The sequence below is a fragment of the Alistipes sp. DJF_B185 genome, from assembly GCF_964250025.1.
Lineage (GTDB): Bacteria > Bacteroidota > Bacteroidia > Bacteroidales > Rikenellaceae > Alistipes > Alistipes finegoldii.
On record NZ_CAXUDY010000012.1, the window covers coordinates 1 to 25049 of the forward strand.

The window sequence follows — 25049 nt, forward strand, 5'->3', positions numbered from 1 at the left end:
CGTATATTCGTCGGAGTGCCCTTTTTCGTTCACAATAGATTCTGCATCGCCGCGTCGATTTGGCTGTTCTCGAAACTGTCCAAATAGATTTGGGTAGTCGATAAATCGGAGTGTCCCAACGATTCGGAAATTATCGCAATATTCACTCCCGATCGCTTCAGCACGGTTGCGAACGTGTGCCTTGCGACATAGGTAGTCAGTTCGATTTTCAGCCCCAATAATCGGCTCCACTCATGCAGGGCCTTGTTCACATGTTTCAGCACCTTGCGTACTCGGTCGTAAATCTGTTGCTCGGTCTTGTGTATGCGGCGGTCGAGTATCGGGAAAATATAATCCTCGTCCGCATGGTCGGATTTGGCGTATTTGCCGATAATCGCTTTCGACTGCTCCGAGAGGTGGCAGGTCATCTCCTTGCTGGTTTTGTGGCGGGCATAGTAGATTCTTTCCTCGTCCATATCGCAGTAACGCAGGGTGGCGATGTCCTTAAAATTGATGCCTGCCGAGAGGTAGGAAAACAGGAAAATGTCCCGTGCGAAATCCAAATAGGCTGAACCGTCGGCGGGTATCTCCGCCTGCATCAGCCGTTGCACATCCTCCTTGCGGATAGCACGTTTGCGGGTGGCTGTCCACAACCGTCCGATTTTGAATTGCAGAAACGGACTGTGCGGCGTGGTGAAAATCCCCTCGGCAAGAGCCTTATTATAGACGGCTTTCAGAACGCTGAATTTCGTGGCTATCGAATTGCTTTTGTTCCCCTTTTTCATTAGGAACAGTTCGAAATCACGCAGGTAGCCGACCGTAATTTCGTCGAAACGGATGTTGGTCGAGCGGAATTGTTGCAGGAGTGAAAACGTGACCTTGTGTTTTGATGTCGAGCCGATTTTACCGACTGATTCCAACTGTGCAATCGTGCGACGGAAATATTCGGCTATCGTGCAATAGACCCTCCGTCCGTCGGTTTCCAGCACGTTGTCCAGCGTTACGGGGACCTCCAACGCTTCAAGCCGTTTGATGCGCTTGTCGTATTTCTCGATTTGCTCGTAAATCCGTAGCTGAACGGCAGGATTCTGCGTTTTAAGCGTTTGGGTGTCGAAATCCCAATCGTCGGCAGGGATATTGATTCCCGTGCTTACATAGCGGCTGCGGCGATTGACGGTAAAACGCAGGTAGATGTTCGTGGTGCGGTTTTGATTGATGCGGTCTTTTCTGCAAATGGCATTAATGCTGACACTCATAATGTTGCGGCATTATGCAGACAAGCGCGAACGGTGTTTTACCGCCGTAAAACATGGTTAAACAAATGGTAAAACATTCTTCGGAAAACGGCGCGAAAAAGGCATTACGGGGAGTTTCATTTCGCACCCGTAAAAAGAAAAACGAGCGATAATTTATTGATTATCACTCGTTTATCGAGAGCGGAAAACGGGACTCGGACCCGCGACCTCAACCTTGGCAAGGTTGCGCTCTACCAACTGAGCTATTTCCGCATGGCGTGTTTCGTAATTGCGAGTGCAAAGGTAAACAAAAAATCCGAAACTCCAAATTTTTTCTGCGGGTTCTGCGGATTTTTTATTGCGAAACCGGCCTGAATGCCCTTATCTGAACACCCGGATGCGTTCGTCCAGCGGTTTGAACGTTTTTTCGCCCGGCTCGCCCGCCGGAGTGCCGAACGGCATCTGCGCTATCAGCCTCCACTCTTCGGGCAGACTCCAGCGTTTGCGTACCTCGTTGTCGATCAGTGGGTTGTAATGTTGCAACGACGCGCCGAACCCAGCGTCTTCGAGCATCGTCCATATCGCCAGCTGGTGCATGGCCGAGGTCTGTTCGGACCAGACGGGGAAGTTGCCGGCGTAACCCGGAAATTTCTGCTGCAGGTCGCGGACGACGTTCGTATCTTCGAAGAAGAGCACCGTGCCGTATCCCGCCGCGAAACTGCGCTCGATCTTCTCCTCGGTGCGTGCGAACGCATCTTCGGGAACGATCGCCCGCAGCGTGCGCTTCACGATTTTCCACAACTCCTCGTGGTGTTCGTGCAGCAGCAGCACGGCGCGCGTGGACTGCGAATTGAAGGCCGACGGTACGTGCTTGATTGCGAAGCGTACGATTTCCTCTATTTGTGCGTCTTCGACGGGCGATTCGGGGGCCAGCGCGTAATAACTGCGGCGGTGGCGGAGTGCCTCTTTGAATGTTCTTTCCATAGTCGTGAGTTTTACTTTCCGTATAATACAAATATAGCACAACTTTGGATATTTTATGCGGTTTTCACGATCTTTACGGAAAATAGGATGCGCCTCAGGCAAAAAAATGCAAACGAGTTTTTCTTTTTGCCGTTCGGCTTTCACTATCTTTGTCCCCATGAAAAGCGCAATCGAACTCTTTTCGGCCTTGGGCCGCAGGCTGGCCGACTTCGGCGGCGACGTCCCTACGCAGGAGGTCGCGGAGCGTGCCTGCCGGGCCAACGGCTGGTTCACGCCTGCGGATGTCCGCCGCGCCGTGGCCGCAATCGCCGACGGCATGCTTCGCCGCGACCGGCTCGAAACATGGCTCGCCCCCTACCCCGTTCCGGTCGCCGTGCCGCGCCGCGTGCTGGTCGTCATGGCCGGGAATATTCCGCTGGTCGGCTTCTTCGACTTGTTGTGCGTCTTGGCCGCCGGCCATCGCTGTCTGGTCAAGCCTTCGGCCAAGGACCGGGTGCTGACGGAATATGTCGTCGGGATGCTGCGGGAGCTTGATCCCGAAGTTCCGGTCGGGTTTTACGACGGCTCGTCGCCGGTCGATGCGGTGATCGCCACGGGCAGCGACAACGCTAACCGCTATTTCCGGACACAGTACGCCGGAATCCCCGCCCTGCTGCGCGGCAGTCGCCAGTCGGTCGCCGTGCTGTCGGGCCGCGAGACCGAAGCGCAGTTGGAGGGCCTTGCCGACGATATCTGGGCCTATTCGGGGCTTGGGTGCCGCAGCGTGTCGCTGCTTTTCGTTCCGGAGGGGTACGACCTGCGGCTGCGGATGCCTGCGGTGAACGAAAAATACCGGAACAATTACCGCCAGCAAAAAGCCCTGCTGACGATGACGGGCCGTCCTTTCCGGGATCTAGGGAGCGCCGTCGCCGTCGAAGAGCGGGCTTTTCCCGCCGCGCTGAGCCGCATCGCCTGCTCGCGCTACAAAACGCTCGGCGAAGTCGAAGCGTGGCTCGCGCAGCACGACGCCGAACTGCAATGCGTCGTTTCGGAGTGCGTTTCCCACGGCCGCCGCACGGGATTCGGCCGCGCCCAGTCCCCGGCGCTGACCGATTATCCCGACGACCGGGATGTAATTGCGTTTCTCGCGGCGCTGAATTGACAAAAAGTATTATATTTGTATAGAGATATATTCTAAACACCTACAGCTATGTCGATGGTTTTCCGATTCCGGATGTTGAGCGATGAAAACGACAACTTCGTGCGCGATTACGAAGTGTTGTACGACACGACGTTGCTCGAATTTCATGATTTCATTCTGCGTTCGCTCGAATACGAGGAGTGTATGGCGTCCTTCTTCACGGCCGACGACCGCTGGGAGAAACTGCGCGAATTCACGCGGATGGATATGGACGACGGTGCGGAAGACGCCCCGCTGGCGATGGAAAAGGTGACGCTGGGGCAGATCATCCACAACAACCGCGACCGGCTCATCTATCTGTTCGACATCTTCGGCGACCGGGCCTATTTCCTCGAACTGACGGGCAGCTTCGAATCGAAGCCCGGCATCTCTTACCCGCGCGAGATCTATGCGCAGGCCGAAGCCCCCGACCAGTACGATCCGTCCAAGAATGTCGTTTCGGGTGAAGGCTCGATCTTCGACGACGTGATGAGCGAATTCAGCGATTTCGAAGGGGACGACAATTACGACGATGAGTGACAAACGGCTTATCGTCGTCGTGGGACCGACGGGATCGGGCAAGACGGACCTGAGCATCCGTCTTGCGCTCAACTACGACGCCCCGATTCTCTCGACCGATTCGCGGCAGGTCTACCGTGGGCTGCCTATCGGCACGGCCCAGCCTGCGCCCGAACAGTTGCAGACAGTTGAGCATCATTTTATTGCATCCCATGACATAAACGACAACTTGAACTGCGGCGAATATGAGACGCAGGCGTTGGCGCGTCTCGGCGAACTGTTCGCCGCACACGATTACGTCGTGGCCGTCGGCGGCTCCGGACTCTATGTCCGCGCCTTGTGCGAAGGCATGGACGACCTTCCGCAGGCCGACGAAACCCTGCGGCGGAATCTCGCCGCGCGGCTGGCGTCCGAAGGCGTGGAGAGGCTCGCCGAAGAGCTTCGGACGCTCGATCCGGCCTATTACGTCGAAGTGGACCGCAGCAATCCCGCGCGTGTCGTCCGGGCTTTGGAGGTTTGCCTGCTGACCGGACTGCCCTATTCGCAGCTGCGGACCGGCATGCGCCGCGCGCGCTGGTTCGACATCGTGAAGGTCGGCGTCGATATGCCCCGCGGGGAGCTGTACGACCGGATCAACCGCCGTGTTGACCGGATGCTTGCCGACGGACTCGAAGCCGAAGCGCGCGCCGTGTACCCCTACCGCAGTCTCAATGCCCTGCAAACCGTCGGTTACCGCGAGTTTTTCGACTATTTCGACGGGCGTATTTCGTACGACGAAGCCGTCGAACTCATCAAGCGCAATTCGCGCCGCTATGCCAAGCGCCAGCTGACGTGGTTTCGCCGCGACGGGGAGATCCGCTGGTTCCGGCCCGACGAAACCGACGCGATTATAAGTTACATAGATTTTGGTAAATCGTAAAAAAATCGTACTTTTGCCGACGTCTTTCGCCGAAAGACAGTGGCTCGGATGGTGGAATAGGTAGACACGCCGGACTTAAAATCCTGTGACCAGCAATGGTCGTGCGGGTTCGATTCCCGCTCCGAGTACGCAAAACTCCGGTCAATCGACTGATTGACCGGAGTTTTTTTCTGCCGCGAAGGTGGCTGCACTTCCGGGGCGGACCCGCAAGGTTCATATCTCCTTTCGGTCCTGTATGCCGGTCCCTGCATACGAAAATCCCCGCATATGCTGCGGGGATTTTTCCGTAATTTCATCGTTTGATCCGGCCGGATTATCGATAAATCTCGTTCAGCAGACGTGCCAGCCGGTAGCCGCCGCGCAGGAACTGCAGTTCGATTACGGGCGTGTACTTGTATACGTAGTCGTAGGAGATCTTCGTGCCTTCGGGCGAATCCTCGTAGATGCCGACGCATATCGCGTGCGTCTCCTTGAGCCAGTCGTAAGGTTCGCCGGCCTGAATCAGCATCGCTTCGTCGTCCGTCAGCCGGTCGATCTGCTCCTGCCATTCGGTATAGCTCCATTTGCGGGCGGCTTCGGGAATGGCCGTATCCCATGCCGAATGGAGGTTTGTTTTCTTGCCGAACATCAATACCGGACGCAGGTTGCCGCCGATATCCGAAAGCCGTCCCGCGTGCATCGGACAGTGCATGTCCCCTACGAGGTGAATCAGCATCTTGAGCTTGAGCGTCTCCTCTTCGGGCGGCAGTCCGCCGGCCTTCAGCTCTGCGACGAGCGTCGTAACGGCTTTCAGCACGTCGCCGTCCGGGTTCTCCGGCATCGTGTCGATCGTTTTGCCTTCGTCCACGTTCCGGTAGTGCCATGTTTTCGTGTATGCGTATTCCGGCGTGTGGCTGGCGATGTCGAGCCAGTTGGCATAGTATACCGGTGAATGTCCGTTCAGCGCCTTGTCGATTTTTTCCGCCGCTTCGGGCGTCAGATGACATTCGGCGATGTAGGCCGTGACGTCGTGTCCCTTCTGTCCCCATGCGAATGCGCCGTGGGCGAAAAGGACGCAGGAAAAGAGAATAAGCAGCTTTTTCATTTATGTTCGGGATTTGTGTTGCGGGCGGATCGGTTGTCAGTGGTTCATCGTGGCTAGGAACTCCTCGTTGGTGTCCGTGAGACTCATCTGTTTCTGGAGGAATTCCATCGCTTCGACGGGATTCATGTCCGAGAGGTATTTGCGCAGCACCCACGTACGGTTCATCACGTCGCGCGGCAGCAGCAGGTCTTCGCGGCGCGTGCCCGATGCGATGACGTCCACGGCCGGATATACGCGCTTGTTGGCGAGCTTGCGGTCGAGCTGAAGCTCCATGTTGCCCGTACCCTTGAACTCCTCGAAGATCACTTCGTCCATCTTCGACCCGGTGTCGATCAGGGCCGTGGCGATGATCGTCAGCGAACCTTTCTCCTCCGTGTTACGGGCTGCGCCGAAGAAACGCTTGGGTTTGTGGAGCGCGTTGGCGTCCACGCCGCCCGAAAGCACCTTGCCCGACGCCGGCTGCACCGAGTTGTAGGCGCGCGCCAGACGGGTTATCGAGTCGAGGAAGATCACCACGTCGTGACCGCACTCTACCATGCGTTTAGCCTTGTCCAGTACCATTTCGGCCACCTTCACATGGCGCGAAGCCTGTTCGTCGAAGGTCGATGCCACGACTTCGGCCTTGACGTTGCGCGCCATTTCCGTAACCTCTTCGGGGCGTTCGTCGATCAGCAGTACGATCATGTATACTTCGGGATGGTTGTCGGCGATGGCGTTGGCGATAGCCTGCAGCAACACGGTCTTACCGGTCTTGGGCTGCGCCACGATCAGGGCGCGCTGGCCTTTGCCGATGGGCGAAAAGAGGTCCACGACGCGGGTGGAGAGGTTGTTGTGGCCGTTTCCCGTCAGACAGAACTTCTCGCTTGGGAAGAGCGGCGTCATGAATTCGAACTGTACGCGGTCGCGGATGTATTCGGGCGCCAGCCCGTTGATTTCGTTCACGCGGACCAGCGGGAAATACTTCTCGCCCTCCTTCGGCGGACGGATCGCTCCGTTCACGGTGTCGCCGGGCTTGAGTCCGAAAAGCTTGATCTGCGACGGCGAAACGTAGATGTCGTCGGGCGAGTTCAGGTAGTTGTAGTCCGCCGAACGCAGGAATCCGTAACCGTCGGGCATGATCTCCAGCACGCCCTCGCCTTCGATCTCTCCGGCGAAGTCGTCCTTGGTAATCACCTCCTCCTCTAACGGCCGGGGTGCGGGAGTCTCTTCCGCCTGAGTCTGCCCCTGAGCCGCCTGTGCGGATTCTTGCTCTTGTCCCTGCTCCTGCTTGGGCTTGCGGCCGCGCCGCTTGGGCTCCGGCTGAGCGGCTGTTTCCTGCACGGGCTTCGCCGCAGGTTCGTTCTGCGCGCCATTCGTCGGGAACTCCAGTTCGGCGGGCATTTCCGGTGTCAGCGCCGTTTGCGGCTGTACCGGTGCGGTGTTCTCCGCCTTGGTCATGCGCGGCCTGCGTCCCCGCGGTTTCGCGGGCGCAGCCGGAGCTTCCGCTGCCATCGGTTCCGGTTCCGCCGCTGGCGTCTCGGCCGTTTTCGCAGCCGCTTCTGCCACGGCTGTTTCAGGCGTGGTCACGGCCGGAGTTTCCGCCGCGGGCGTTTCTTTCTTTCGTCCTCGCTTGCCTTTATTCTCTGCGGGGATCTCCTGTGCGGAACCTCCGGTGATCTTTTCAATCAGTTCGCGCTTCTTTACCATGACGTCTTCGATGCCGAGAGCTTTGGCGATTTCGCGCAGTTCGGCGAGACTTTTCCCTTCGAGCGCTTTCAAATCCTGCATATATTTCTATTTCAAAGTGATTTTTTCGAAAATCCCGGCGGTCGCCGGGCGTGTTGGAATTCGCCTGCAAAGATAGTGCATTATTTCGAAATTCAAAATAAAAAGTTGCTGTTCACCTCTTTCCGTCCGACCTTTTCACCATAATTCGGGAGCCGCCGCTCCGAAAATCCCCATTATTGGCGATTGCGCCGTTCGGAAAATACCCGCATCTTTGTACCGAACAAATAATTCAGCCATTCGCGTTGTTTGTATTGTTAATGTTTGTGTGTGCGAAACCTCCCGGCTTTTCCAAGGCCGGGAGGTTTTTTTGGGGGGGGGTAAGGGTGTTTCGGACGGGGAGCGGAAAATGCGCGGTCCGGAGGGCCTGAGGGCGGTTGTTATTCGCTGCGCCGCAGGTCCCATTTGTTGTTGACGCCGATGACGGCCTTCACCAGATCGTCGCCGTATACCCGCATGTTCGAGTAGGTCTGTCCGTAGGTCATCGTGGCGTTTTCGGCTCCGGCGAAGTCCATCAGGACGATACCGGCGTTTCCGCGGAAGTCCTTCCGGTTCAGTTTGTCCGCCGTGTATCTGTTATACAGGTTGGCGCAGTAGTCGTAATCCCCCACGGCTCCGAATATACTGATGCCCGATACGCTGCAGTGCGCCGTGTCGTAACAGCTCACGTAGTTCATGCACCAGCGCGTGACGTCCGTCGCGCCGTACGTGTAGGCGATGCACTCGTCGATCGCGGCGTACTTGCTCACGCCGTCCGACGAGCCGTTCTTGATGTTGTACAGATCATTGACCTTGATCGGCGCCGTTTCGCCCGTATTGCCGTGGAGCGTGGTCTCGAACACGACCTTGTCGTGCGTCCAGTTCAGGTAGGCGCCCAGATACCGGCCGCCGTTGGCGGACTTGTAGTCTTCGCGGATCATGAACAGGATCTTGCCGCGGGCGTCGGCCAGCGTCATCCGGGGATGGAAATCGGCGATATGTCCGCTGCAGTGCGACTTTATCAGGTCTACGACGCTCTTGTCCCAGCCCGTTTTTCCGGTGCCGCTGGTGTTCTCGTATTTCATATGTATCAGCACCGTCTCGTCGGGATGCTCGTTCAGGAAGTTCACGAAGCGGTCGAGCAGGTGCGAGAGCATGAAGGGCGACAGCTCCTGCCGCCCGGAACCGCCCGGCGTGTAGCCGCCGCGGGTCGGGTCGCCCAGCGCGGCGATGCCGTGATGAATCGGAAGGTCCTGCAGCGAACTGCCCGACGCCGACGGACGCAGGTCGAACATGCGGACACCGGCCGCCAGCTGTTTCTCGATCGAAAGTTCCTGCGCCTTGATGATCTTGGTTACGTTCATGTAGCCGAATACGACGTTTTGCAGCCATTTGAAATGATACCTTTCGCCGGGCATGCCGCTCTTGTATTCATAATGCGAGCCGTACATCGTGCATGCGTCGTGTGAGCCGGGCATGGATACCTGCGACAGGTATACGTTGTCGGGCAGGTATTTCATCCAGTCGGAATAGTCCTCCGTGGTCTGCTGCGCCTGCTTCTGCATGTCGCTGATCGTAAACGAATAACGATTGCCTGCCTTAAGTGTCGCTTGAGTCGTGTAACTGTAGGTTTTCCCCTCCGTCGTGACGGCCGTCAGCGTCAGTCCCCGAATGTCCTGCGGCAGCAGGAACGCCGTGACCACGATCTTCGATCCGGCGCCGATCCGGATGTAAGGCTCCTCTCCCGTCAGCATGTGCAACGCCAGCACTTTGGAGCATCTGTCCTCAATGACGGCGGCCCGATGCGTTGCGATGTCGAACGTGAAAGCCCTGCGAGTCGCTGCCCCATGCCATTCCCGTATTGCTCAGGTCGGCTTCGCTTTCGGTCGCGCCCGACACGGCGACCTCCACTTCGGCCCACTGCGGAGTCGTCTGCGGACTGATGATTCCCACCCGGTCGCCCGTGCGCCAGTAAATCGGGAAATAACCGTCGGTAAGGGGACCGTAGGCCGTGCGGGTTTCGTTTTCCGGTCCGGATGTCTGGTCGTTGCCGATCGCAAGACGGCAGCTGACGGCGTCGCCGCCGGCCGCCCGATCTGCGGGACGGGGCTGTTCCGTCGTATCCTTTCCGCAGCCGGAGAGCAGTCCTGCGAGTATCAGCAGGCGGAAGATAGGTTTGTGTGTCATGGTGTCTGGTTTGAATTGGCGTTCGGTCAATACTCGCAGTCGTCCGCATAATCCGCCGAACTCGGACCCAGTTCGCCGCCGTGGGGCTGGGAGATCGCGAATCCCGCTTCCGTCCTGACTGTGAGTATCTCCAGTTCCGGCTTTGTGTAAGCTGTTTTCATCAGATAGGTATTTTTACAGCTGAATCGGGACGGCTGTCACCTCCGTCCCGATAGCTGCATTCATGTCGCCGAAACTATTCGACCGTGTAGGTGAAGTCCGCGAACTCGACCTGGTAGGCGCCGCCCGTACTCAGTATCTTGAGCATGATGCGCTGTCCGTTCGTGACCGTGAACGTGTGGGTCTGAACTCCCGACTTGCATTTCCTGTCGTTGCCGTTCAGAATGTTATTCCGGTCGCGGAGCCAAGCTTCCGTAATCGGGCCGTTGCCCGTTACGCCGATCCGATATTTTATATTCACCAATGCCCGGTTGGTCGCTACTTCAAAGGATATTTTCACGGTTTTCGAACCGTCGCACTGGATCGGAGCCGTCACGAACGCGCCGTTGTTGTCGTCGTTGAATCCTGCCGGAACCTGCAGCTGGATGCGGTTTTTCTTGAGTTTGTCGTCGCCGTTCCTGTCGCTTTTGAGCTCTCCGCGGTAGAAGTACCAGCCGTCGAAGATTCCGTCCGGATCGTACTGGGGATCGACGAAATAGAATCCGTTGTCCTTCCATGTCCCGGTGCCGTACTTCTTGTCGATCGCGTCGGGTACCCCGATCGTTACCGTCTTGCTGTTGCAGGGTACGCTCATCGTATAGTGATGGTTGCGCTTCAGGCCGGCGAGGGTGAACGACTTGTCCGAATAGGTCAGTCCGTCGGCGGTCATGACCTGCACGTTCATCGTCGAATGGATGCTTACGGGCAGCATGCCGATCGTAAACTCTTTCCGGTCCGTGGGAATGGTGATCGAATTGGTTGCCGACGATGCGGTGAAGTTGCCCAGACGGTCGATCGTGCCCGCGGTCGGCATTACGTCGCCGCTGGTGCTGATGATGATCTTCTTGGGCGTCTCGTTGCTTTCCAGTCCGAGACTCATCCTGATGCGTGCCATCAGCGGCCGGAAGGTGAAGTTGACGGGCAGCACCGTCGAATCCTCGTTGATTTCGAACGGGGTCTCCCAGACGTTCGTGTACATGAAGTCGTAGTCGGCCAGATTCTCCGTACAGTAGGATGTGCCCCACGTGTGGTTGAAGACCTTGTTTACGGCGTCGAACGTGGCTCCGCAGCTGTACGGATAGTGTGCCGCCGCCAGCGAGTAGCTGCCTACGGGCACGTCGCCGGTAAAGGTGGTTGTGGCGCCCGTTTTGTCGGCCGTGAATTCGAACTTCTGCGTCGTGGAGCCGTTGTAGAGGAATACGGCGACTTTGTCGCCCTGCACCCAAGTCGTCTCCGTGCCGTCTACGGCGGTGCGGGTTTCGCCGGCGATCGCATCCTCTGGAATGGTTACCTGAATGTATTTCGCCTCTGCCGGAGCCGTCGCAGTCTCTTCCTTGCTGCATGCGCTCATGCCGGCTGCGGCGAGCATCGCTATAACGAATAGTTTTTTCATAAGGCTTTTTGTTTTGAACGTTAATATTCGGAGCTTCGGACCGCTATTCGTAATCGTCGTAGGAGAGCGATCGCGTACCTCCCAGTTCACCGCCGCCGGTTCCCGGCTCGATGTCGCTGCTTACGGCAAATCCTTTTTCGACGCGCACGGAGATCTGGACCAGCTCCGGTGCTTCGTAGGGCATTGATTGTTTTTTCATGGTCATTGCTTTTTTTAATTGATGAGTGTGGCGTTGATTTTATCTGTTCGTGCGTTTCCGATTCGTGCGGATCAGGCCCTTACGCAGAGCACCCTTACGCGGAACGTCTCTTCGTCCCTGCGGAGCTGCACCTCCACCACGGCCGTCCGCCGCCCGGTCCGGTGCAGTTCGCGGAGCTGGGTTTCGATCCTCAGCTCCTCCGCCTGCGGGAGCTGCTGCATGATCCAGAGGCTCTGCCGGCGGGGAGCGTACACGCGCACCCTCCCCTCCTCCAGATATGCCAGCAGGTGATGCGCCGCCCCGGAGGGCGTTTCATTCGTGACGGTTGCTGCGGTCCGGGACATGAATCGGTCGTTTTCGGGGGTTATTCCACGATGACGGCGCGGTTCAGCTCCGGCTCGGCAAAACGGTTGTTCGTATCGCCTTCGGCCTTCTTGATCAGGCGTTCGGGCGCGATGCCGTATTTGTTCTTCAGCAGGTCGTAGACATACTCCATCCGCTGTTCGCTCAGACGCTGGTTCAGCTCCTTGCTGCCCGTGGCCTTGTCCGCCGAACCGATCAGCGTGAAGGTCTTCTCCTTGTCGGCCTTCATGGCGTTCCTGACATAGAATTCGAGGTTCGTCAGCTCCTTGCTGTCGAGCGTGGCCCTGCCGATCTTGAAGAAGAGCGCTACGGGCGATGCGGCGACCTTCTTCTCTGCTACGACCTTGGGCGGCATGTTGCGCAGCTTCTCGTTCTCGTCGCTGAGCGCCGTGTTTTTCGATGCGAGGTCGTTGTTGTTCTCTTCGAGACGCCTGATCCGGTCGAGGTAAGGCGTGAAATCCACCGCTTGCGGTTTCGAGGCGCGTGTGAATCCGCGGCGGTTGAATTTGTACGCCAAACCTGCGGTGACCGAAAGCATTCCCTCTCCGATGCGGCCGCCCGATACGCCGTCGAAACGCTGGTTTACCAGCAGACAGCGCGCTTCGAGCGTGAGGTCGAGCGCCTTGCACAGACGCACGACGTTCAGCAGGCCGACGTCGAATCCGATTTCGTTGTCATGGGTGTCGTTGCCGTAGGAGCGGGCCCAGCCCACGCCGGCGAAAGGCACGAAGTTCCACGTGCGCTCCTCCTTGTAGCCGCCCACGGCGTTCGAGAAGTTCCACAGAGCGTCCGCATGCAGATACGACACGCCGAACTTCTCCTCAAACCAGTCGCCGTCCTGCTTTTTCGCGTACATGGTTCCGGCGGTGGTCCGGCCTTTGGCCTGCAGGCCGGTGTACCCGACGCGCGCGCCGATCGAGGGGGTGAACCATTTGCCGACGTGAATGTCCAGCGCCGGAGCCAGCCGTTTGCCGAATTTTCCCTGAGAGTCGTGCTCGCCGAAATAGAGGTTTATACCTCCGGCGATGCCGACGAAGATGTTGTCGGAGAGCCGGTTGGTTTCGTAGGGGCCGCGTACGACGCGGTTTTGCGCATCCCGGTTGCCGTTCTCCTGCGCCGAAGCGCCGCCGCAGACGAGGGCGAATAATGCAATGAGGTAGAGACGTTTCATTTTTTAATGTTTATTGGTGATTGATGTGTCGTTCCGTCGGTCCGGCCGCAGGCAGGTATGTGTGCGGCTATTTGGCCCGGTTGCGCGCGGAGAGCGCCGGGGAGTCGAGTTCGTCGATATGGATATTGGAAAGATATTCGCGCGTCAGCGATTCGTACTGCTTGTTGGCCTTGTATAAAGGCTGCATGACATGGCGGTTCTCGCACGACCAGAAGCCGTTCGTGACCTCGTGCATTCCGCCCTCCAGCCGCAGCGTCAGGTCGTAGAGCGTCGGCCGCAGGTTGCGATTCCATTCATAGTAGGTCCTTCCCGACTGGATGATGCAGGTCGCATAGTCGGTTTTGGCGGCGAGTTCGCGCAGGACCCGGCGGTACATGTAGGTGTCCGCGCCCGGATTCAGACATGCCGCCATCAGTTCGCGGCTCTTCATGGGAGGGGCGCCGGCTTCCGACGCCTTGCGGAGTGCGAGCAGAATCTTTACTGCCCATAAAATCTTAAGTGAAAGTGTCAATTTGTACCAGCCTTTTAGTCAGATAGTTACACTGCGTCTCCGAGACTCCTTACTGTAAATAATGGGTCTTGTTCGTGTAAAATGCTGGTTGTCAGATGCTAAATAGCAGATTCGGACACAATTGCGGGAGAAAAAATCGAATGCGGTGTCCGGATTTTCGATTTTTTAAACAAGGGACGGGTTATTACGCTAAAAGTCAATTAATTAGCTGTGATGCGTAAATTTTTTTGCATGAAATGTTTGGTTGTGATTATAAATAATCCTATTTTTGCCGATGACGGGAAATGATTATAAAACAATTGTTTACGTTCCGAAGACCCATTATTTACAGTAATGGGCCTTGTTTCTCGCTTCTGCAAAATTTTTTCCTGATACCAGAAAAATCCGAACGCTGCCTGAATCGGCCTGATCGTTACAGGTTGATGATTTTCCGATTGGCCTTGTCGATGACGTCGTGATCGAGCTGCGCCAGATAGATGCGCGTCGTTCGTTCGGAGGTGTGTCCCATGCCGGCGCTGATGACCGTCAGCGGCGTGCCGCAGTCGCGTGCCAGTGTCGCCCATGAATGGCGTGCCGCATAGAATGTCAGCGGTTCGGAAATTTCCAGCATCGCGCCGATCTTCCGGATGAATTTGTTCAGTTCGCGCTGTTGCTGACGGTAGGCGCGGTAACTGTCGTCGCGGGCGAGCACGGGCAGTATATAAGGTGAATCGCCGTTGTAACGGTCGATGATGCGCTGCAGGGGCGGTTCGATGCGCAGCGTGAGTGTCTGGCCGGTTTTCTTTCGTTTGTATGTCAGCACACCGTCGCTGATGTCGCTTTTTCGCAGATAGATCATGTCCACGAACGACATGCCGCGGGTGTAGAAGCTGAACATGAAGAGGTCGCGCGCCAGCGCATATTTCGGATGCAGTTCTGACAGGTCGGCGTCGCTGATCCGCCTGAGCGTTTCGCGCGGCAGCGCGCGCTTGCGGGTCGCCACCTGCCTGATATGCCTGCGGTAGAACGGATTGCCGCGGGATGCGATGAAGCTGCCCCTGTCCGCGGCCTTGTTGTAGACGGCCCGCAGGTAGCGCATGTGGAACACGACGCTGTTTGTCCCCAGTCCTCTTGCCAGAAGCCATCGTTCGTAACGTTCGAGCCATTCGGCGGTAAATTGTTCGGGCAGCAGTTTGCGGCCGTTCATGTATTTGACGAGCATGCGGTATGCCGTCAGGTAGTTTGCGGCGGAACCGTCTCTTCCCGTTTGTTCGCACTCGGCGACGTGGAGTGCGAAGCAGGACATGAAATCGGGGGGCGTTTTACTGCGGGGCTGCCCCGTGAATGCGGGCCGCCCCGTAAACGTGTGTCGGTGCATGCCGACTGAATCCGGTGAATACGTCATAGAATAGAATTTTGTGTGAAATCGTGCACAAGATAGAAAACCGCAAATCAAAGGCCGCACGATGCCTGCGAAGATTTGCGGAAACGGAGACCCGCTCGGCCTCCGGGCACAGTTCCGGGAACGGGAAAGACCACGGAAGGGGCCGGCTGTGCGCTTGGAAAGAATGATCGGAATGTAAAAAGATCGAAAAGTTGCGTTCTATTATTTTACTAACGGCGGCCGTGCGGATAATATTGCACCCTTCCCGGTGTCCGAACAGCGTATTGAGAACCTGTGCGTTGGCCTTTTGCAGATGCCGGGCTGCTTCTCCGTGCGCTTTTTCGCTGTCCGGCGGCTCCCGGCGGTTGGAATCCCGTTTTTTTGTTTGTGCGGGCGGCGCCCCCGGACCTGTCCGCTGCGATGACCCGGCTTTGCCCTCCCCCTCTTTTTCTGCCGCTCCGTCTTGCCGCTCCGTCTTGCCGCTCCGTCCTGCTGCTCCGTCTTGCCGCTCCGTCCTGCCGCCCTGTTCTGCCGCCTTGTTCTGCGCCCCGTCCTGCCGCTCTGTCCTGCTGTCCATCTTACTGCCCCTTCCTGCCGCTCTGTCTTGCTGCCCTGTTCTGCCGTTCAGTCCTTCCGTCTCGTCCTGCCGTCCATCTTACTGCCCCTTCCTGCCGCTCTGTCTTGCCGCCTTGTTCTGCGCTCTGTCCTGCTGTCCATCTTACTGCCCCGTTCTGCCGCCTCGTTCTGCCGCCCCACCGTCCGGGTTCGGCAGGATTCGCCCGGACGGCGCATGCCATTTCCTCCCTCTTCCCTCGGTCCGGGGAAAATCCGCCTGCGGTGAAACTCCGTTTTTGCATGACTTGACACGTGCGGCAACAAAAAAACGACCCCGTCGAGGGTCGTTTTCATCGTGTCGCGTCTCCGCTCAGCCGCAGATATAGACGCATCCGTAGGCCAGCGCCGCCGCGAGCGCGCCTAGTACGGGGCCTGCGACGGGCACCCAGCTGTACTCCCAGCCGCTCGGCCCTTTCGCCCTGATGGGCAGGATGCTGTGGGCTATGCGGGGCGGCAGGTCGCGCGCCGGATTGATCGCATAACCCGTCGTTCCGCCCAGCGACATGCCGATCGCCATGATCAGCATCGTCACCGGCAGGCTCCCCAGACTTCCCAGTCCTATTTCGGGCGTGTTCTGTTCGTTGCCGATGGCCAGAATCACGAATACCAGCAGGAACGTTCCGACGAATTCGCAGAAGAGGTTCCGCGGCTTGTCCATGATGGCGGGCATGGTGCAGAACACGCCGAGCTTCGCGCCCGGATCGTCCGTCGCGTCGAAGTGGTCCTTATAATAGATGTATACCAGCACTGCGCCGCAGAATCCGCCCAGCAGCTGCGCCGCGACGTATCCCGGCACCGACGCCCACGGAAACGTACCCGCGGCGGCCAGCCCGATGCTGAGCGCCGGATTGAGGTGCGCGCCCGAATAGGGTCCCGCGATCAGTACGCCGCACATCACGGCCAGTCCCCACGCGATGGTGATTACGACCCAGCCGCCGTTGTACCCTTTCGATTGTTTCAGGACCGTCGAGGCCACTACCCCGTCGCCCAGCAGTACCAGCACGAGCGTTCCGATGAACTCGAACAGGCATTTTGTGAAAAATGTGATTTCCATATGCGGTTCCGATTGGTTGGTTTAACTGCGCAATACCCGCCGTACGGCGTCTTTCCACCCTTCCACGGCCTCGGCGATATGTGCCCGGTCGGTCGTCGGCTCGAAGATACGCTCGGCCTGCCACTGCCGTTTGATGTCGTCGATGCTGTCCCAATACCCTACCGCCAGCCCTGCGAGGTAAGCCGCGCCCAGCGCCGTGGTCTCCGTCACGCTGGGGCGTATGACGCGCGTGTCCAGCAGGTCCGACTGGAACTGCATCAGCAGGTCGTTGCGCGCCGCGCCGCCGTCCACTTTCAGCTCCCGGAGCGTGATGCCCGAATCGCGCTGCATGGCCCCGACGATGTCGAGCGTCTGATAGGCAATCCCTTCCAGCGTCGCCCGCGCGATATGCGCCGCCGTCGTGCCGCGGCTGATGCCGCTTATCGCGCCCCGCGCATACTGGTCCCAGTACGGAGCCGCAAGCCCCGTCAGCGCGGGCACGAAGTAGACGCCGTTGGTGTCGGGCACCGACGCCGCCAGCTCCTCGATTTCCGACGACGAGCGGATGATCCCCAGCCCGTCGCGCAGCCACTGTACGACCGACCCGCCGACGAAGATGCTCCCTTCGAGGGCGTAGTCGACCTTGTCGCCGATCTTCCATGCGATGGTCGTCAGCAGGTTGTTCGCCGAGGCGATCGGCTTCTCGCCGCTGTTCATCAGCAGAAAACACCCCGTGCCGTACGTGTTCTTCACCGACCCCGGCTCGACGCACATCTGCCCGAACAGGGCCGCCTGCTGGTCGCCCGCAATACCCGCGATGGGCACCTTGTGCGCGAAAATCGTGGTCTTGGTCGCTCCGTACACCTCGCTCGACGACTTCACCGCGGGCATCATCGAAGCCGGAATGTCGAACAGCTCCAGCAGCTCCTCGTCCCACTGCAGGGTGTGGATGTTGAAAAGCATCGTGCGCGACGCATTGCTCACGTCCGTGACGTGCACCTCGCCGCGCGTCAGCCGCCAGATCAGCCACGTATCGACCGTGCCGAACATCAGCTTGCCCTTCTCGGCCCGTTCGCGCGCTCCGGCGACGTTGTCCAGAATCCATTTTATCTTCGTCGCGCTGAAATAGGCGTCGATTATCAGTCCCGTTTTTTCACGGATGAATTCGGTTTTGCCGTCGGCTTTCAGCCGGTCGCAGTACTCTGAGGTCCGGCGGTCCTGCCAGACGATGGCGTTGTAGACCGGCTCTTCGGTCTCCGCATCCCATACGATCGTGGTTTCGCGCTGGTTGGTGATGCCTATGCCCGCGATGTTCAGTCCGTTGATGTCGATTGCGGCGATCGCTTCGGCGATCACCGACGCCTGCGACGATCATATCTCGTGCGGATTGTGCTCGACCCATCCCGGTTTGGGAAACAGCTGGGTGAATTCGCGCTGCGCGACCGACCGAATCAGCCCTTTGCGGTCGAATACGATCGCACGGGAACTGCTCGTTCCCTGATCCAATGCCAAAATGTACTGTTCCATATGCTTGTGTTTTTGTGCTGCTTTCTCCGCCCGGCGCGGCGTTTCTATCCCCTCCGTCTACAAATCTATCAAAAAATTCCGGGATTCGAAACGAAACCGCAAAGTTTTTTTTCGAAACCGTCCCTTGCTTTACATACGGGCGTCGGACTGACAGCCCCGGCGCGAAAGTTGCTCGCTCCACAGTCAGGCCTTCGTCTGTCGCACGCCACGCGCTGTGCCTTCGCACACTCCACGCCGGGTCGATCGCGCCGAACGGATGCCGCAATGGATAAAAAATGCCCGTGTATTGTTGCCCGAATGGATTTTTTGTGCTACATTTGGACGACGATTCGCTGTAAGGGCGGATTGTTGCTTTGCTTCACGTGAAAACGGCTAATTTTCTAATGTCGAGGCGAAGGCACATGGACGCTCCCACGGATCGCCGGGTTCACGCTCGGCAGCGCGGGGAAAATCTATCGTACACGGACTTCACGTTACCGGCGTGGGCCTCTTGTGCTTGTATTTCGACATGGGTTTTAGCCGACCTTCACGTGAGTATAAGTACAATGCCCACGCCCTTTTTATGCGCTGTCGTGCCCCTGCGATATGTTACGGCTTCGGTTCCATCTTCCGCTCTTCGACGGCGCCCGGCGCGATCCGGACGTCGCATGCGTCCGCGGAAAATCGGCCGCGGCAACTTGCAGGATAGACGCTGATGCGGGCAGGTTCCATGTGTCGGATACGGCGGTCGTGCCGAGGCGTCACGATCCGTCGGGATTCTGCATAATCCCCAGCCTGCCCGCTTTTTTTCGGATGTTTTGCTTTTACGATACGGCCCATGCCTGAATTTACGATCGGATTTCTGGGGCGGTTCCAGTTCACGCCCCGGATGCGGGATTGCTTCGATACGCTCGTCTCCCGCTACGCATGCGACGGCCTGCACTTGCGGATCGCCGTCGAGCTGGGGTCCAAACAGCAGCTGTTGATGGCCGAACGTGTGCTGGCCCTCAGGCGCATCCTCCCCGGCCTGCGGTTGCTGGCCGTGGTCGCCCAAACGCAGGAGAACGCCTGCCGCCGGCCCGCGAGTCTGTCGGCCCGGCGCCGCCGGGAGATATTGGACGCCGCGGACGAATACGAGCTTCTGCCCGGCAATGCCGGGGAATTCCTCCGCGTCGTGCAAGTCAACCGTCTCTTTGCCGCACGCTGTGACCTGATCGTCTACAGCGCCTACCTCGCGCCGAAGTACGCGACGGACAACCTCCGCCTGCAAGTCGCTTCCCGGCCCGATCCGCCGCGCGTGCGCTGTCTTTCTGACGAATTTCCGGTGCGCCGCCCGGTGAGTTTCGAACCGGAGCTGGCGTTGGCCGAAAGCATCGGCTACCTCCGCCGGAACCGCTGCCGGATCATGTCCGGCGACCTGCCGCCCGAACTGCTCGCAAAGTGGCTCGCCGCGTGCGACGAACCGCGCCTTTACCCCCGGCTCGCTTCGCTGGAGGACGTTGCTGACATCTTCCGGCTCGACGGCGCCCCGGACTGCGATTACCTGCTGTTCAAGGTCTTTGCCTATGCCTATGCCCTGCACCGCGATTTGTGGGTCCTGCCCTGCCGCGGATGCGGCGCCGACGCCGTGGCGTCCGTCCTCTACAGGCAGTTCCGCCGTCTGCTGGAGCTGGTCGCCGAAGCCCGCGAAGCCGGCGTGGACATCGGTAATCACGACCTGCTGGATTTCGCCCGTTACGACTCCCTGCTGAAAATATGCGCCCTGCCGCAGCGGCTCGGCGAATTGTCCGGCCGGTTTATCTGACGGGGCGTTTTGCGCTTTTTGTTTCTGGCGTTATCGGATTTGAACGAGAAAAGCCCTGCGTATCGTCGATACACAGGGCTTTTGCACGTTTGCCCTCTTTCGCAGGGCTTTAGAGCGGGAAACGGGGGTCGAACCCGCGACCCTCAGCTTGGGAAGCTGATGCTCTACCACTGAGCTACTCCCGCATTTCGGAGTACAAATATACTCCGCATTTTTCGATTTTTCAAGGTTTCGGGGCGGTAAATTTACCTTTACGCCACGATTTTTTTCAGCGATGCGAGGTTTTTCGCATTTTTGAGACTGCGGCCTTCGGGCGTGTAAAGGTAATCGAGACGGTCGCCGAAATGCGCTTCCACCTTGTTGCGCACGACCTTCATGGTGCTGTTCACCAGCCCGTTCTGCTCGGTGAACGGCTCGTCCACGATGGCCAGCCCCGCCGGCAGCCAGCGTTCGGGGAACTCCCCGCCGAATACGCCGCCGGCCCGGTAACGGTCGATTTCGCCGCCGAGGATCTCCGCCGCCGTCTCCGCCCGCTTTTCGCCCGCGATTCCGCGGCTGTCCAGCTCCCGCCGCAGCGCTTCGCGGTTCGGCACGACGATGGCGCCCGTAAACGGACTCTGGTTGTTGTGTATGATGATCTGGTCGATGTAGGGCGACTTGTCCACGATCGCCTCCTCCATTCCTTCGGGGCTGTATTTTTCTCCGTCCGAAGCGATCAGCAGGCTTTTGAAGCGGCCCAGCACATAGAGGAAGTCGTCCTTCGAGACATACCCCATGTCGCCCGTGTGCAGCCATCCGTCGCGCACGGTCTCGGCCGAAGCTTCGGGATTCTTCCAGTAACCGGCCATTACGTTTTCGCCGCGGATCACGATTTCGCCCTTTTCCCCGCGCGGCACCTCCCGGCCCGCTTCGTCCACGATTTTCAGGTCGAGCGGAATCAGGATTTTGCCCGACGAGCCGAAACGGTGCCAGTGGTATTTGGGCGAATTGGTCGAGATGACGGGCGTGGCCTCCGAAAGTCCGTATCCCTGAAACATCGGAATGCCGATGGCGTAGAAGAACCGCTGCAGCTCCGCGTCGAGCAGCGCGCCTCCGCCCACGAAGAAGCGCAGGCTTCCGCCGAAGGCTTCGCGCACCTTGCGGAACAGCACGGCGTCGAACAGCCTGACCGCAGGCCACAGCAGGACGCGCCAGCCCTGCCCCCGGCCGTAGCCGTCCTTATTATATAGGTAGGCCGTGCGGAGCGCCAGATTGAACAGCCGCTCCGTGAAACGGCCCTTGGCGCGGATCGAACCTTCGATGTTCTTGCGGAAATTCTTGGCCAGCGCCGGCACCGACAGCAGGAAGTGCGGGCGCACTTCGCGGATATTCTGCGGAATGTTCTTGAGCGTCTCCATCGGCGTCGCTCCGACCTGCACCGTCGCCACCGTGGCGCCGCATGCGATCATGATGTAGAACCCCACGACGTGTGCGAAGCAGTGGTCCAGCGGCAGTATGATGAGCGTCCGGAACGACGACGGAATGTCGATGCGCGAAAGCGACTGCTCGACGTTGGCCGTGTAGTTGCGGTGCGTCAGCACGACGCCCTTGGGGTCGGCCGTGGTGCCCGACGTGTAGGTGATCGTCGCATAGTCGTCGTTCCCGATCCCCCGCCCGATGGCGAGGAACTCCTCGCGGTGCTTCGACAGATAGTCGCGGCCCAGCCTGCGGAGCGTTCCCAGCGCGGTTTCGCCCGGCTCCAGCGGTATGTGGCCTATGACGATGATATGCTTGACTTCGGGCAGCTCGGCGCGTATGCGGCGGATTTTCGGCAGCTGGTATTTCGATACGAACAGCGCCTTCACTTCGGCGTGGCGCATGCGGAACAGCAGGTCGTTCGACTCTTCGAGCTTGACCGACAGCGGCACGCTGACCGCCCCGGCGTAGAACATGCCCAGCTCCGAGACGATCCATGCGTTGGACCCTTCGGCCAGTATGGCGACTTTGTCCTTGGGGCGAATCCCGATCGCGGCCAGCCCGGCCCCGGTCTCCAAGGCCAACTCCTTGGTCTCGGCGTAGGTCGTAGGCTCGAACGCCCGGTGTTTCTTCTCCAGCAGGAATGTCTTGGCACCGTATTTCTCCACGGAGCTTTCGAACAGGTCGATGATGGTCTTCTTCATGGTCGGTTCGTTTAGTCCATTTTCAATACGGCGAGGAATGCCGACTGCGGCACCTCCACGTTGCCGATCTGGCGCATGCGCTTCTTGCCCTTCTTCTGTTTTTCGAGCAGCTTGCGCTTGCGCGAGATGTCGCCGCCGTAGCACTTGGCCGTCACGTCCTTGCGTACGGCTTTCACCGTCTCGCGGGCGATGATCTTGGCGCCGATGGCGGCCTGTATGGCGATGTCGAACTGCTGGCGCGGGATCAGCTCCTTGAGTTTCTCGCACATTTTGCGTCCGAAGTCGTAGGCGTGGTCCGTATAGGTGAGCGACGAAAGCGCATCGACCGGTTCGCCGTTGAGCAGGATGTCCAGCTTGACGAGCTTCGACGGCTGGTATCCCGTGCGGTGGTAGTCGAACGACGCATAGCCTTTCGAAATGCTCTTGAGCTTGTCGTAGAAGTCGAAGACGATCTCCGAAAGGGGCATGTCGAAGTTGATCTCCACGCGGTCCTGCGTGATGAAGGTCTGGTTTTTCATCACGCCGCGCTTGTCGATGCAGAGTTTGATGACGTTGCCCAGAAATTCGGACTTGGTGATGATCTGCGCGAGGATATAGGGTTCTTCGATCTTGGCGATCTTGGTCACTTCGGGCAGTCCCGACGGGTTGTGCACCTCCACCACGTCGCCCTGCGTCGTGGTGATGCGGTACGACACGTTGGGCACGGTCGTGATGACGTCCATGTCGAATTCGCGGTAGAGGCGCTCCTGAATGATCTCCATGTGGAGCAGTCCGAGGAAACCGCAGCGGAATCCGAATCCCAGCGCCAGCGAACTCTCCGGCTCGAATGTCAGCGACGCGTCGTTCAGCTGGAGTTTCTCCAGCGACGCGCGCAGGTCTTCGTACTGGTCGGCTTCGACGGGATAGACGCCCGCGAAGACCATCGGTTTCACGTCCTCGAATCCGGCGATCGCTTCCCGCGCGGGGTTCGTCACCGTCGTAATCGTGTCGCCGACCTTCACGTCCGACGAGGTCTTGATGCCTGAGCAGATATACCCCACGTCTCCGGCCTTGATCTCGTCGCGGGGCTGCATCTTGAGTTTCAGCACGCCCACCTCGTCGGCGTCGTACTGACTGCCCGTGTTGAAGAACTTCACGTGCTCGCCTTTGCGGATCCGGCCGTTGAAGACGCGGTAATAGGCGATGATGCCGCGGAACGGGTTGAACACCGAGTCGAAGATCAGCGCCTGCAGCGGTGCGTTCTCGTCGCCCTCAGGAGCCGGGATGCGCTGTACGATCGCTTCGAGCACCTCCTCGACGCCCAGCCCCGTCTTGCCCGACGCCAGCAGGATGTCCTCGTCCTTGCAGCCGATCAGGTCGATCACCTGATCCTTGACCTCGTCGATCATGGCCGAGTCCATGTCGATCTTGTTCAGTACGGGGATGATTTCGAGGTCGTGTCCCACAGCCAGATAGAGGTTCGATATGGTCTGTGCCTGAATGCCCTGCGTGGCGTCCACCACCAGCAGCGCGCCTTCGCACGAGGCGATGGCGCGCGAAACTTCGTACGAGAAGTCCACGTGTCCCGGAGTGTCGATCAGGTTGAGCGTATACAGCTGTCCGTCGCGGGCCTTGTATTCCATCTGGATCGCGTGGCTCTTGATGGTGATGCCCTTTTCGCGTTCGAGGTCCATATCGTCGAGCACCTGCGCCTGCATTTCGCGCTGGTTCAGGGTGTTGGTTTTTTCCAACAGACGGTCCGCCAATGTGCTCTTACCGTGGTCGATGTGGGCTATGATGCAAAAATTGCGTATGTTCTTCATATATTCGTCTAAAAATGTGTGCAAATATACGAATTATTTTGGATTTCCGGGGATGCGTCCGCCCTGCCCCGCCGGAAAATCGTGCGATCCTGATTTTCCCCTTTCGTCGCGCCGGTACCGTCCCGCTTTTCCGGCCCGTCCCGGCAATCAGCGATCCCTTTTGCGATTGCCCTCGGCTTTCGCTATCTTTGCAGCCGCAAACATCGTTTCCGCATGAATACCGTATCGAAATACCTTTCGCTGGTGAAGTTCGCCCATACGATCTTCGCCATGCCTTTCGCCGCCGTCGGCTTCGTCTACGCCTATGCGACGCTGCCTGCCGGGGCGCACGACGCGGCGTGGTGGCTCACGCGCGCGGTGCAGGTCCTGCTCTGCATGGTCTTCGCCCGCAATACGGCCATGGGCTTCAACCGCTGGGCCGACCGTCGCATCGACGCCGAAAATCCCCGCACCGCGGGCCGCGAAATCCCCGCCGGCGTGATTCCGGCCCGGCATGCCCTCCGCTTCGTGGCGGTCAATGCCCTGCTGTTCATCGCCGCCGCTTCGACGATCAACCTGCTGACGGCCCTGCTGTCACCCGTGGCGCTGTTCATCATCCTGTTTTACAGCTACTGCAAACGCTTTACCGCGCTGGCCCATCTGGTGCTGGGGCTTTCGCTCGGCATCGCGCCCGTCGGGGCCTATATCGCCGTCACGGGGCGTATCGCCCTCGAACCCTGCATCCTCTCGCTGCTGGTGATGACGTGGTGCGGCGGCTTCGACATCATCTACGCCCTGCAGGACGCCGCCTTCGACCGCGAAAGGGGCCTGCACTCCATTCCCGCGCGCTTTTCGGCTCGCACGGCGCTGGCGTTGAGCTGCGGCCTGCACGCCGTGAGCGTCGCCGCCCTGTTGTGGTTCGCCTCCTGCTGCCCCGGTTCGGCGTGGTTCTGGACCGGAGTCGGGATTTTCACGGGCCTGCTGGTGCTCGAACACCTGCTCGTGACGCCCTCGCGCCAGCGCAATATCGGCATCGCTTTCGGCACGCTCAACGGCCTTGCGAGCCTCACGCTGGCCGCCGGAATAATCGCGGATTTGCTCAAATAAACCAAATAGCTTATATTTGCAATTTCAATCAGGTAAA

Annotated in this window: 21 protein-coding genes, 3 tRNA genes and 1 pseudogene; 6 read left to right on the plus strand and 19 right to left on the minus strand. The window is 58.9% G+C overall.

The annotated features are described in order from the left end of the window. Positions 1-29: 29 nt before the first annotated feature. From ACESTR_RS12655 to ACESTR_RS12665, 3 genes are all read right to left on the minus strand, one after another. On the minus strand, positions 30-1235 hold the full coding sequence (locus ACESTR_RS12655; protein WP_130063650.1) for a site-specific integrase: 1206 nt from the start codon (positions 1233-1235) through the stop codon (positions 30-32). A gap of 179 nt (positions 1236-1414) precedes the next feature. Further along, positions 1415-1487 (minus strand) — tRNA-Gly (locus ACESTR_RS12660). A gap of 108 nt (positions 1488-1595) precedes the next feature. Beyond that, positions 1596-2198: a nitroreductase family protein gene (locus ACESTR_RS12665; RefSeq protein ID WP_014776542.1), complete on the minus strand. Its 603-nt coding sequence runs from the start codon at positions 2196-2198 to the stop codon at positions 1596-1598. Between the two features lie 157 nt (positions 2199-2355). Between ACESTR_RS12665 and ACESTR_RS12670 the strand changes: the two genes are divergently transcribed. The 4 genes from ACESTR_RS12670 to ACESTR_RS12685 all read left to right on the plus strand — a co-directional run bounded on the left by ACESTR_RS12670 (position 2356) and on the right by ACESTR_RS12685 (position 4923). Further along, complete coding sequence (locus ACESTR_RS12670; RefSeq protein ID WP_279067177.1) at positions 2356-3339, plus strand: acyl-CoA reductase; 984 nt, start codon at positions 2356-2358, stop codon at positions 3337-3339. Between the two features lie 48 nt (positions 3340-3387). Further along, a complete protein-coding gene (locus tag ACESTR_RS12675; protein WP_009598246.1) occupies positions 3388-3897 on the plus strand; it encodes an IS1096 element passenger TnpR family protein in 510 nt (169 codons plus the stop codon). After that, a complete protein-coding gene (gene miaA / locus ACESTR_RS12680) occupies positions 3890-4795 on the plus strand; it encodes a tRNA (adenosine(37)-N6)-dimethylallyltransferase MiaA (protein WP_279067176.1) in 906 nt (301 codons plus the stop codon). Before ACESTR_RS12675 ends, miaA begins: the two co-directional genes overlap by 8 nt. Positions 4796-4837: 42 nt before the next feature. Continuing rightward, a tRNA-Leu gene (locus ACESTR_RS12685) sits at positions 4838-4923 on the plus strand. A 185-nt stretch (positions 4924-5108) separates the two neighbouring features. Here the strand turns inward: ACESTR_RS12685 and ACESTR_RS12690 are convergent. The 13 genes and pseudogenes from ACESTR_RS12690 to glpK form a co-directional block, all read right to left on the minus strand. Next, the gene (locus tag ACESTR_RS12690) at positions 5109-5879 is read right to left on the minus strand and encodes a S1/P1 nuclease (RefSeq protein ID WP_237958913.1); all 771 of its coding nucleotides are present in this window, start codon (positions 5877-5879) and stop codon (positions 5109-5111) included. Between the two features lie 36 nt (positions 5880-5915). Continuing rightward, positions 5916-7646 carry a transcription termination factor Rho gene (gene rho / locus ACESTR_RS12695; protein WP_014776527.1) on the minus strand — a complete coding sequence of 577 codons (1731 nt, stop codon included), beginning with the start codon at positions 7644-7646 and terminating at the stop codon, positions 5916-5918. A 377-nt stretch (positions 7647-8023) separates the two neighbouring features. Continuing rightward, positions 8024-9376 (minus strand): hypothetical protein, encoded by a 1353-nt coding sequence (locus tag ACESTR_RS12700; RefSeq protein ID WP_373179343.1) that lies wholly within the window; start codon positions 9374-9376, stop codon positions 8024-8026. Between the two features lie 31 nt (positions 9377-9407). Continuing rightward, positions 9408-9809 carry a hypothetical protein gene (locus ACESTR_RS12705; protein WP_373179344.1) on the minus strand — a complete coding sequence of 134 codons (402 nt, stop codon included), beginning with the start codon at positions 9807-9809 and terminating at the stop codon, positions 9408-9410. Positions 9810-9835: 26 nt separating this feature from the next. Continuing rightward, positions 9836-9970, minus strand: a complete 135-nt coding sequence (locus tag ACESTR_RS12710; protein ID WP_282197079.1) for a hypothetical protein — start codon at positions 9968-9970, stop codon at positions 9836-9838. Between the two features lie 74 nt (positions 9971-10044). Continuing rightward, a complete protein-coding gene (locus tag ACESTR_RS12715; protein WP_373179345.1) occupies positions 10045-11400 on the minus strand; it encodes a fimbrillin family protein in 1356 nt (451 codons plus the stop codon). A 43-nt stretch (positions 11401-11443) separates the two neighbouring features. Next, entirely contained in the window at positions 11444-11599 is a 156-nt protein-coding gene (locus tag ACESTR_RS12720) for a hypothetical protein (protein WP_014776523.1), read from the minus strand. 71 nt (positions 11600-11670) lie between these two features. Then, positions 11671-11943: a hypothetical protein gene (locus ACESTR_RS12725; RefSeq protein WP_009597718.1), complete on the minus strand. Its 273-nt coding sequence runs from the start codon at positions 11941-11943 to the stop codon at positions 11671-11673. Positions 11944-11963: 20 nt separating this feature from the next. Then, a complete protein-coding gene (locus tag ACESTR_RS12730; RefSeq protein ID WP_130063681.1) occupies positions 11964-13133 on the minus strand; it encodes an OmpA family protein in 1170 nt (389 codons plus the stop codon). Positions 13134-13200: 67 nt separating this feature from the next. Continuing rightward, positions 13201-13644 carry a hypothetical protein gene (locus ACESTR_RS12735; RefSeq protein ID WP_014776521.1) on the minus strand — a complete coding sequence of 148 codons (444 nt, stop codon included), beginning with the start codon at positions 13642-13644 and terminating at the stop codon, positions 13201-13203. Between the two features lie 412 nt (positions 13645-14056). Next, entirely contained in the window at positions 14057-15028 is a 972-nt protein-coding gene (locus tag ACESTR_RS12740; protein ID WP_009598960.1) for a site-specific integrase, read from the minus strand. Between the two features lie 904 nt (positions 15029-15932). After that, positions 15933-16676 carry an MIP/aquaporin family protein gene (locus ACESTR_RS12745; protein ID WP_373179346.1) on the minus strand — a complete coding sequence of 248 codons (744 nt, stop codon included), beginning with the start codon at positions 16674-16676 and terminating at the stop codon, positions 15933-15935. A gap of 21 nt (positions 16677-16697) precedes the next feature. Next, positions 16698-18182, minus strand: a pseudogene (gene glpK / locus ACESTR_RS12750) (glycerol kinase GlpK). Positions 18183-18999: 817 nt separating this feature from the next. Between glpK and ACESTR_RS12755 the strand changes: the two are divergent. Beyond that, entirely contained in the window at positions 19000-19965 is a 966-nt protein-coding gene (locus tag ACESTR_RS12755) for a hypothetical protein (protein ID WP_373179347.1), read from the plus strand. A 113-nt stretch (positions 19966-20078) separates the two neighbouring features. Here ACESTR_RS12755 and ACESTR_RS12760 read toward each other — a convergent pair. The 3 genes from ACESTR_RS12760 to lepA form a co-directional block, all read right to left on the minus strand. Then, a tRNA-Gly gene (locus ACESTR_RS12760) sits at positions 20079-20150 on the minus strand. Between the two features lie 66 nt (positions 20151-20216). After that, positions 20217-22124, minus strand: a complete 1908-nt coding sequence (locus tag ACESTR_RS12765) for an AMP-dependent synthetase/ligase (RefSeq protein ID WP_014776519.1) — start codon at positions 22122-22124, stop codon at positions 20217-20219. Between the two features lie 11 nt (positions 22125-22135). Further along, the gene (gene lepA, locus ACESTR_RS12770) at positions 22136-23926 is read right to left on the minus strand and encodes a translation elongation factor 4 (protein WP_014776518.1); all 1791 of its coding nucleotides are present in this window, start codon (positions 23924-23926) and stop codon (positions 22136-22138) included. 213 nt (positions 23927-24139) lie between these two features. On the opposite strand from lepA, the gene ACESTR_RS12775 reads away from it, so the two are divergent. Then, positions 24140-25012, plus strand: coding sequence for a UbiA-like polyprenyltransferase (locus ACESTR_RS12775; protein ID WP_373179348.1), 873 nt, complete (start codon positions 24140-24142; stop codon positions 25010-25012). The last annotated feature ends 37 nt before the right edge of the window (positions 25013-25049 follow it).

Coding starts and splice junctions, on each gene's coding strand:
- ACESTR_RS12745 (WP_373179346.1), bottom strand. CDS start 16,676: ATGGAAATCACATTTTTCACAAAATGCCTGTTCGAGTTCATCGGAACG.
- ACESTR_RS12675 (WP_009598246.1), top strand. CDS start 3,388: ATGTCGATGGTTTTCCGATTCCGGATGTTGAGCGATGAAAACGACAAC.
- ACESTR_RS12700 (WP_373179343.1), bottom strand. CDS start 9,376: ATGCTGACGGGAGAGGAGCCTTACATCCGGATCGGCGCCGGATCGAAG.
- ACESTR_RS12725 (WP_009597718.1), bottom strand. CDS start 11,943: ATGTCCCGGACCGCAGCAACCGTCACGAATGAAACGCCCTCCGGGGCG.
- ACESTR_RS12765 (WP_014776519.1), bottom strand. CDS start 22,124: ATGAAGAAGACCATCATCGACCTGTTCGAAAGCTCCGTGGAGAAATAC.
- ACESTR_RS12710 (WP_282197079.1), bottom strand. CDS start 9,970: ATGAAAACAGCTTACACAAAGCCGGAACTGGAGATACTCACAGTCAGG.
- ACESTR_RS12775 (WP_373179348.1), top strand. CDS start 24,140: ATGAATACCGTATCGAAATACCTTTCGCTGGTGAAGTTCGCCCATACG.
- miaA (WP_279067176.1), top strand. CDS start 3,890: ATGAGTGACAAACGGCTTATCGTCGTCGTGGGACCGACGGGATCGGGC.
- ACESTR_RS12665 (WP_014776542.1), bottom strand. CDS start 2,198: ATGGAAAGAACATTCAAAGAGGCACTCCGCCACCGCCGCAGTTATTAC.
- lepA (WP_014776518.1), bottom strand. CDS start 23,926: ATGAAGAACATACGCAATTTTTGCATCATAGCCCACATCGACCACGGT.
- ACESTR_RS12715 (WP_373179345.1), bottom strand. CDS start 11,400: ATGAAAAAACTATTCGTTATAGCGATGCTCGCCGCAGCCGGCATGAGC.
- ACESTR_RS12705 (WP_373179344.1), bottom strand. CDS start 9,809: ATGACACACAAACCTATCTTCCGCCTGCTGATACTCGCAGGACTGCTC.
- ACESTR_RS12720 (WP_014776523.1), bottom strand. CDS start 11,599: ATGAAAAAACAATCAATGCCCTACGAAGCACCGGAGCTGGTCCAGATC.
- ACESTR_RS12655 (WP_130063650.1), bottom strand. CDS start 1,235: ATGAGTGTCAGCATTAATGCCATTTGCAGAAAAGACCGCATCAATCAA.
- ACESTR_RS12755 (WP_373179347.1), top strand. CDS start 19,000: ATGCCTGAATTTACGATCGGATTTCTGGGGCGGTTCCAGTTCACGCCC.
- ACESTR_RS12740 (WP_009598960.1), bottom strand. CDS start 15,028: ATGACGTATTCACCGGATTCAGTCGGCATGCACCGACACACGTTTACG.
- ACESTR_RS12670 (WP_279067177.1), top strand. CDS start 2,356: ATGAAAAGCGCAATCGAACTCTTTTCGGCCTTGGGCCGCAGGCTGGCC.
- ACESTR_RS12690 (WP_237958913.1), bottom strand. CDS start 5,879: ATGAAAAAGCTGCTTATTCTCTTTTCCTGCGTCCTTTTCGCCCACGGC.
- rho (WP_014776527.1), bottom strand. CDS start 7,646: ATGCAGGATTTGAAAGCGCTCGAAGGGAAAAGTCTCGCCGAACTGCGC.
- ACESTR_RS12730 (WP_130063681.1), bottom strand. CDS start 13,133: ATGAAACGTCTCTACCTCATTGCATTATTCGCCCTCGTCTGCGGCGGC.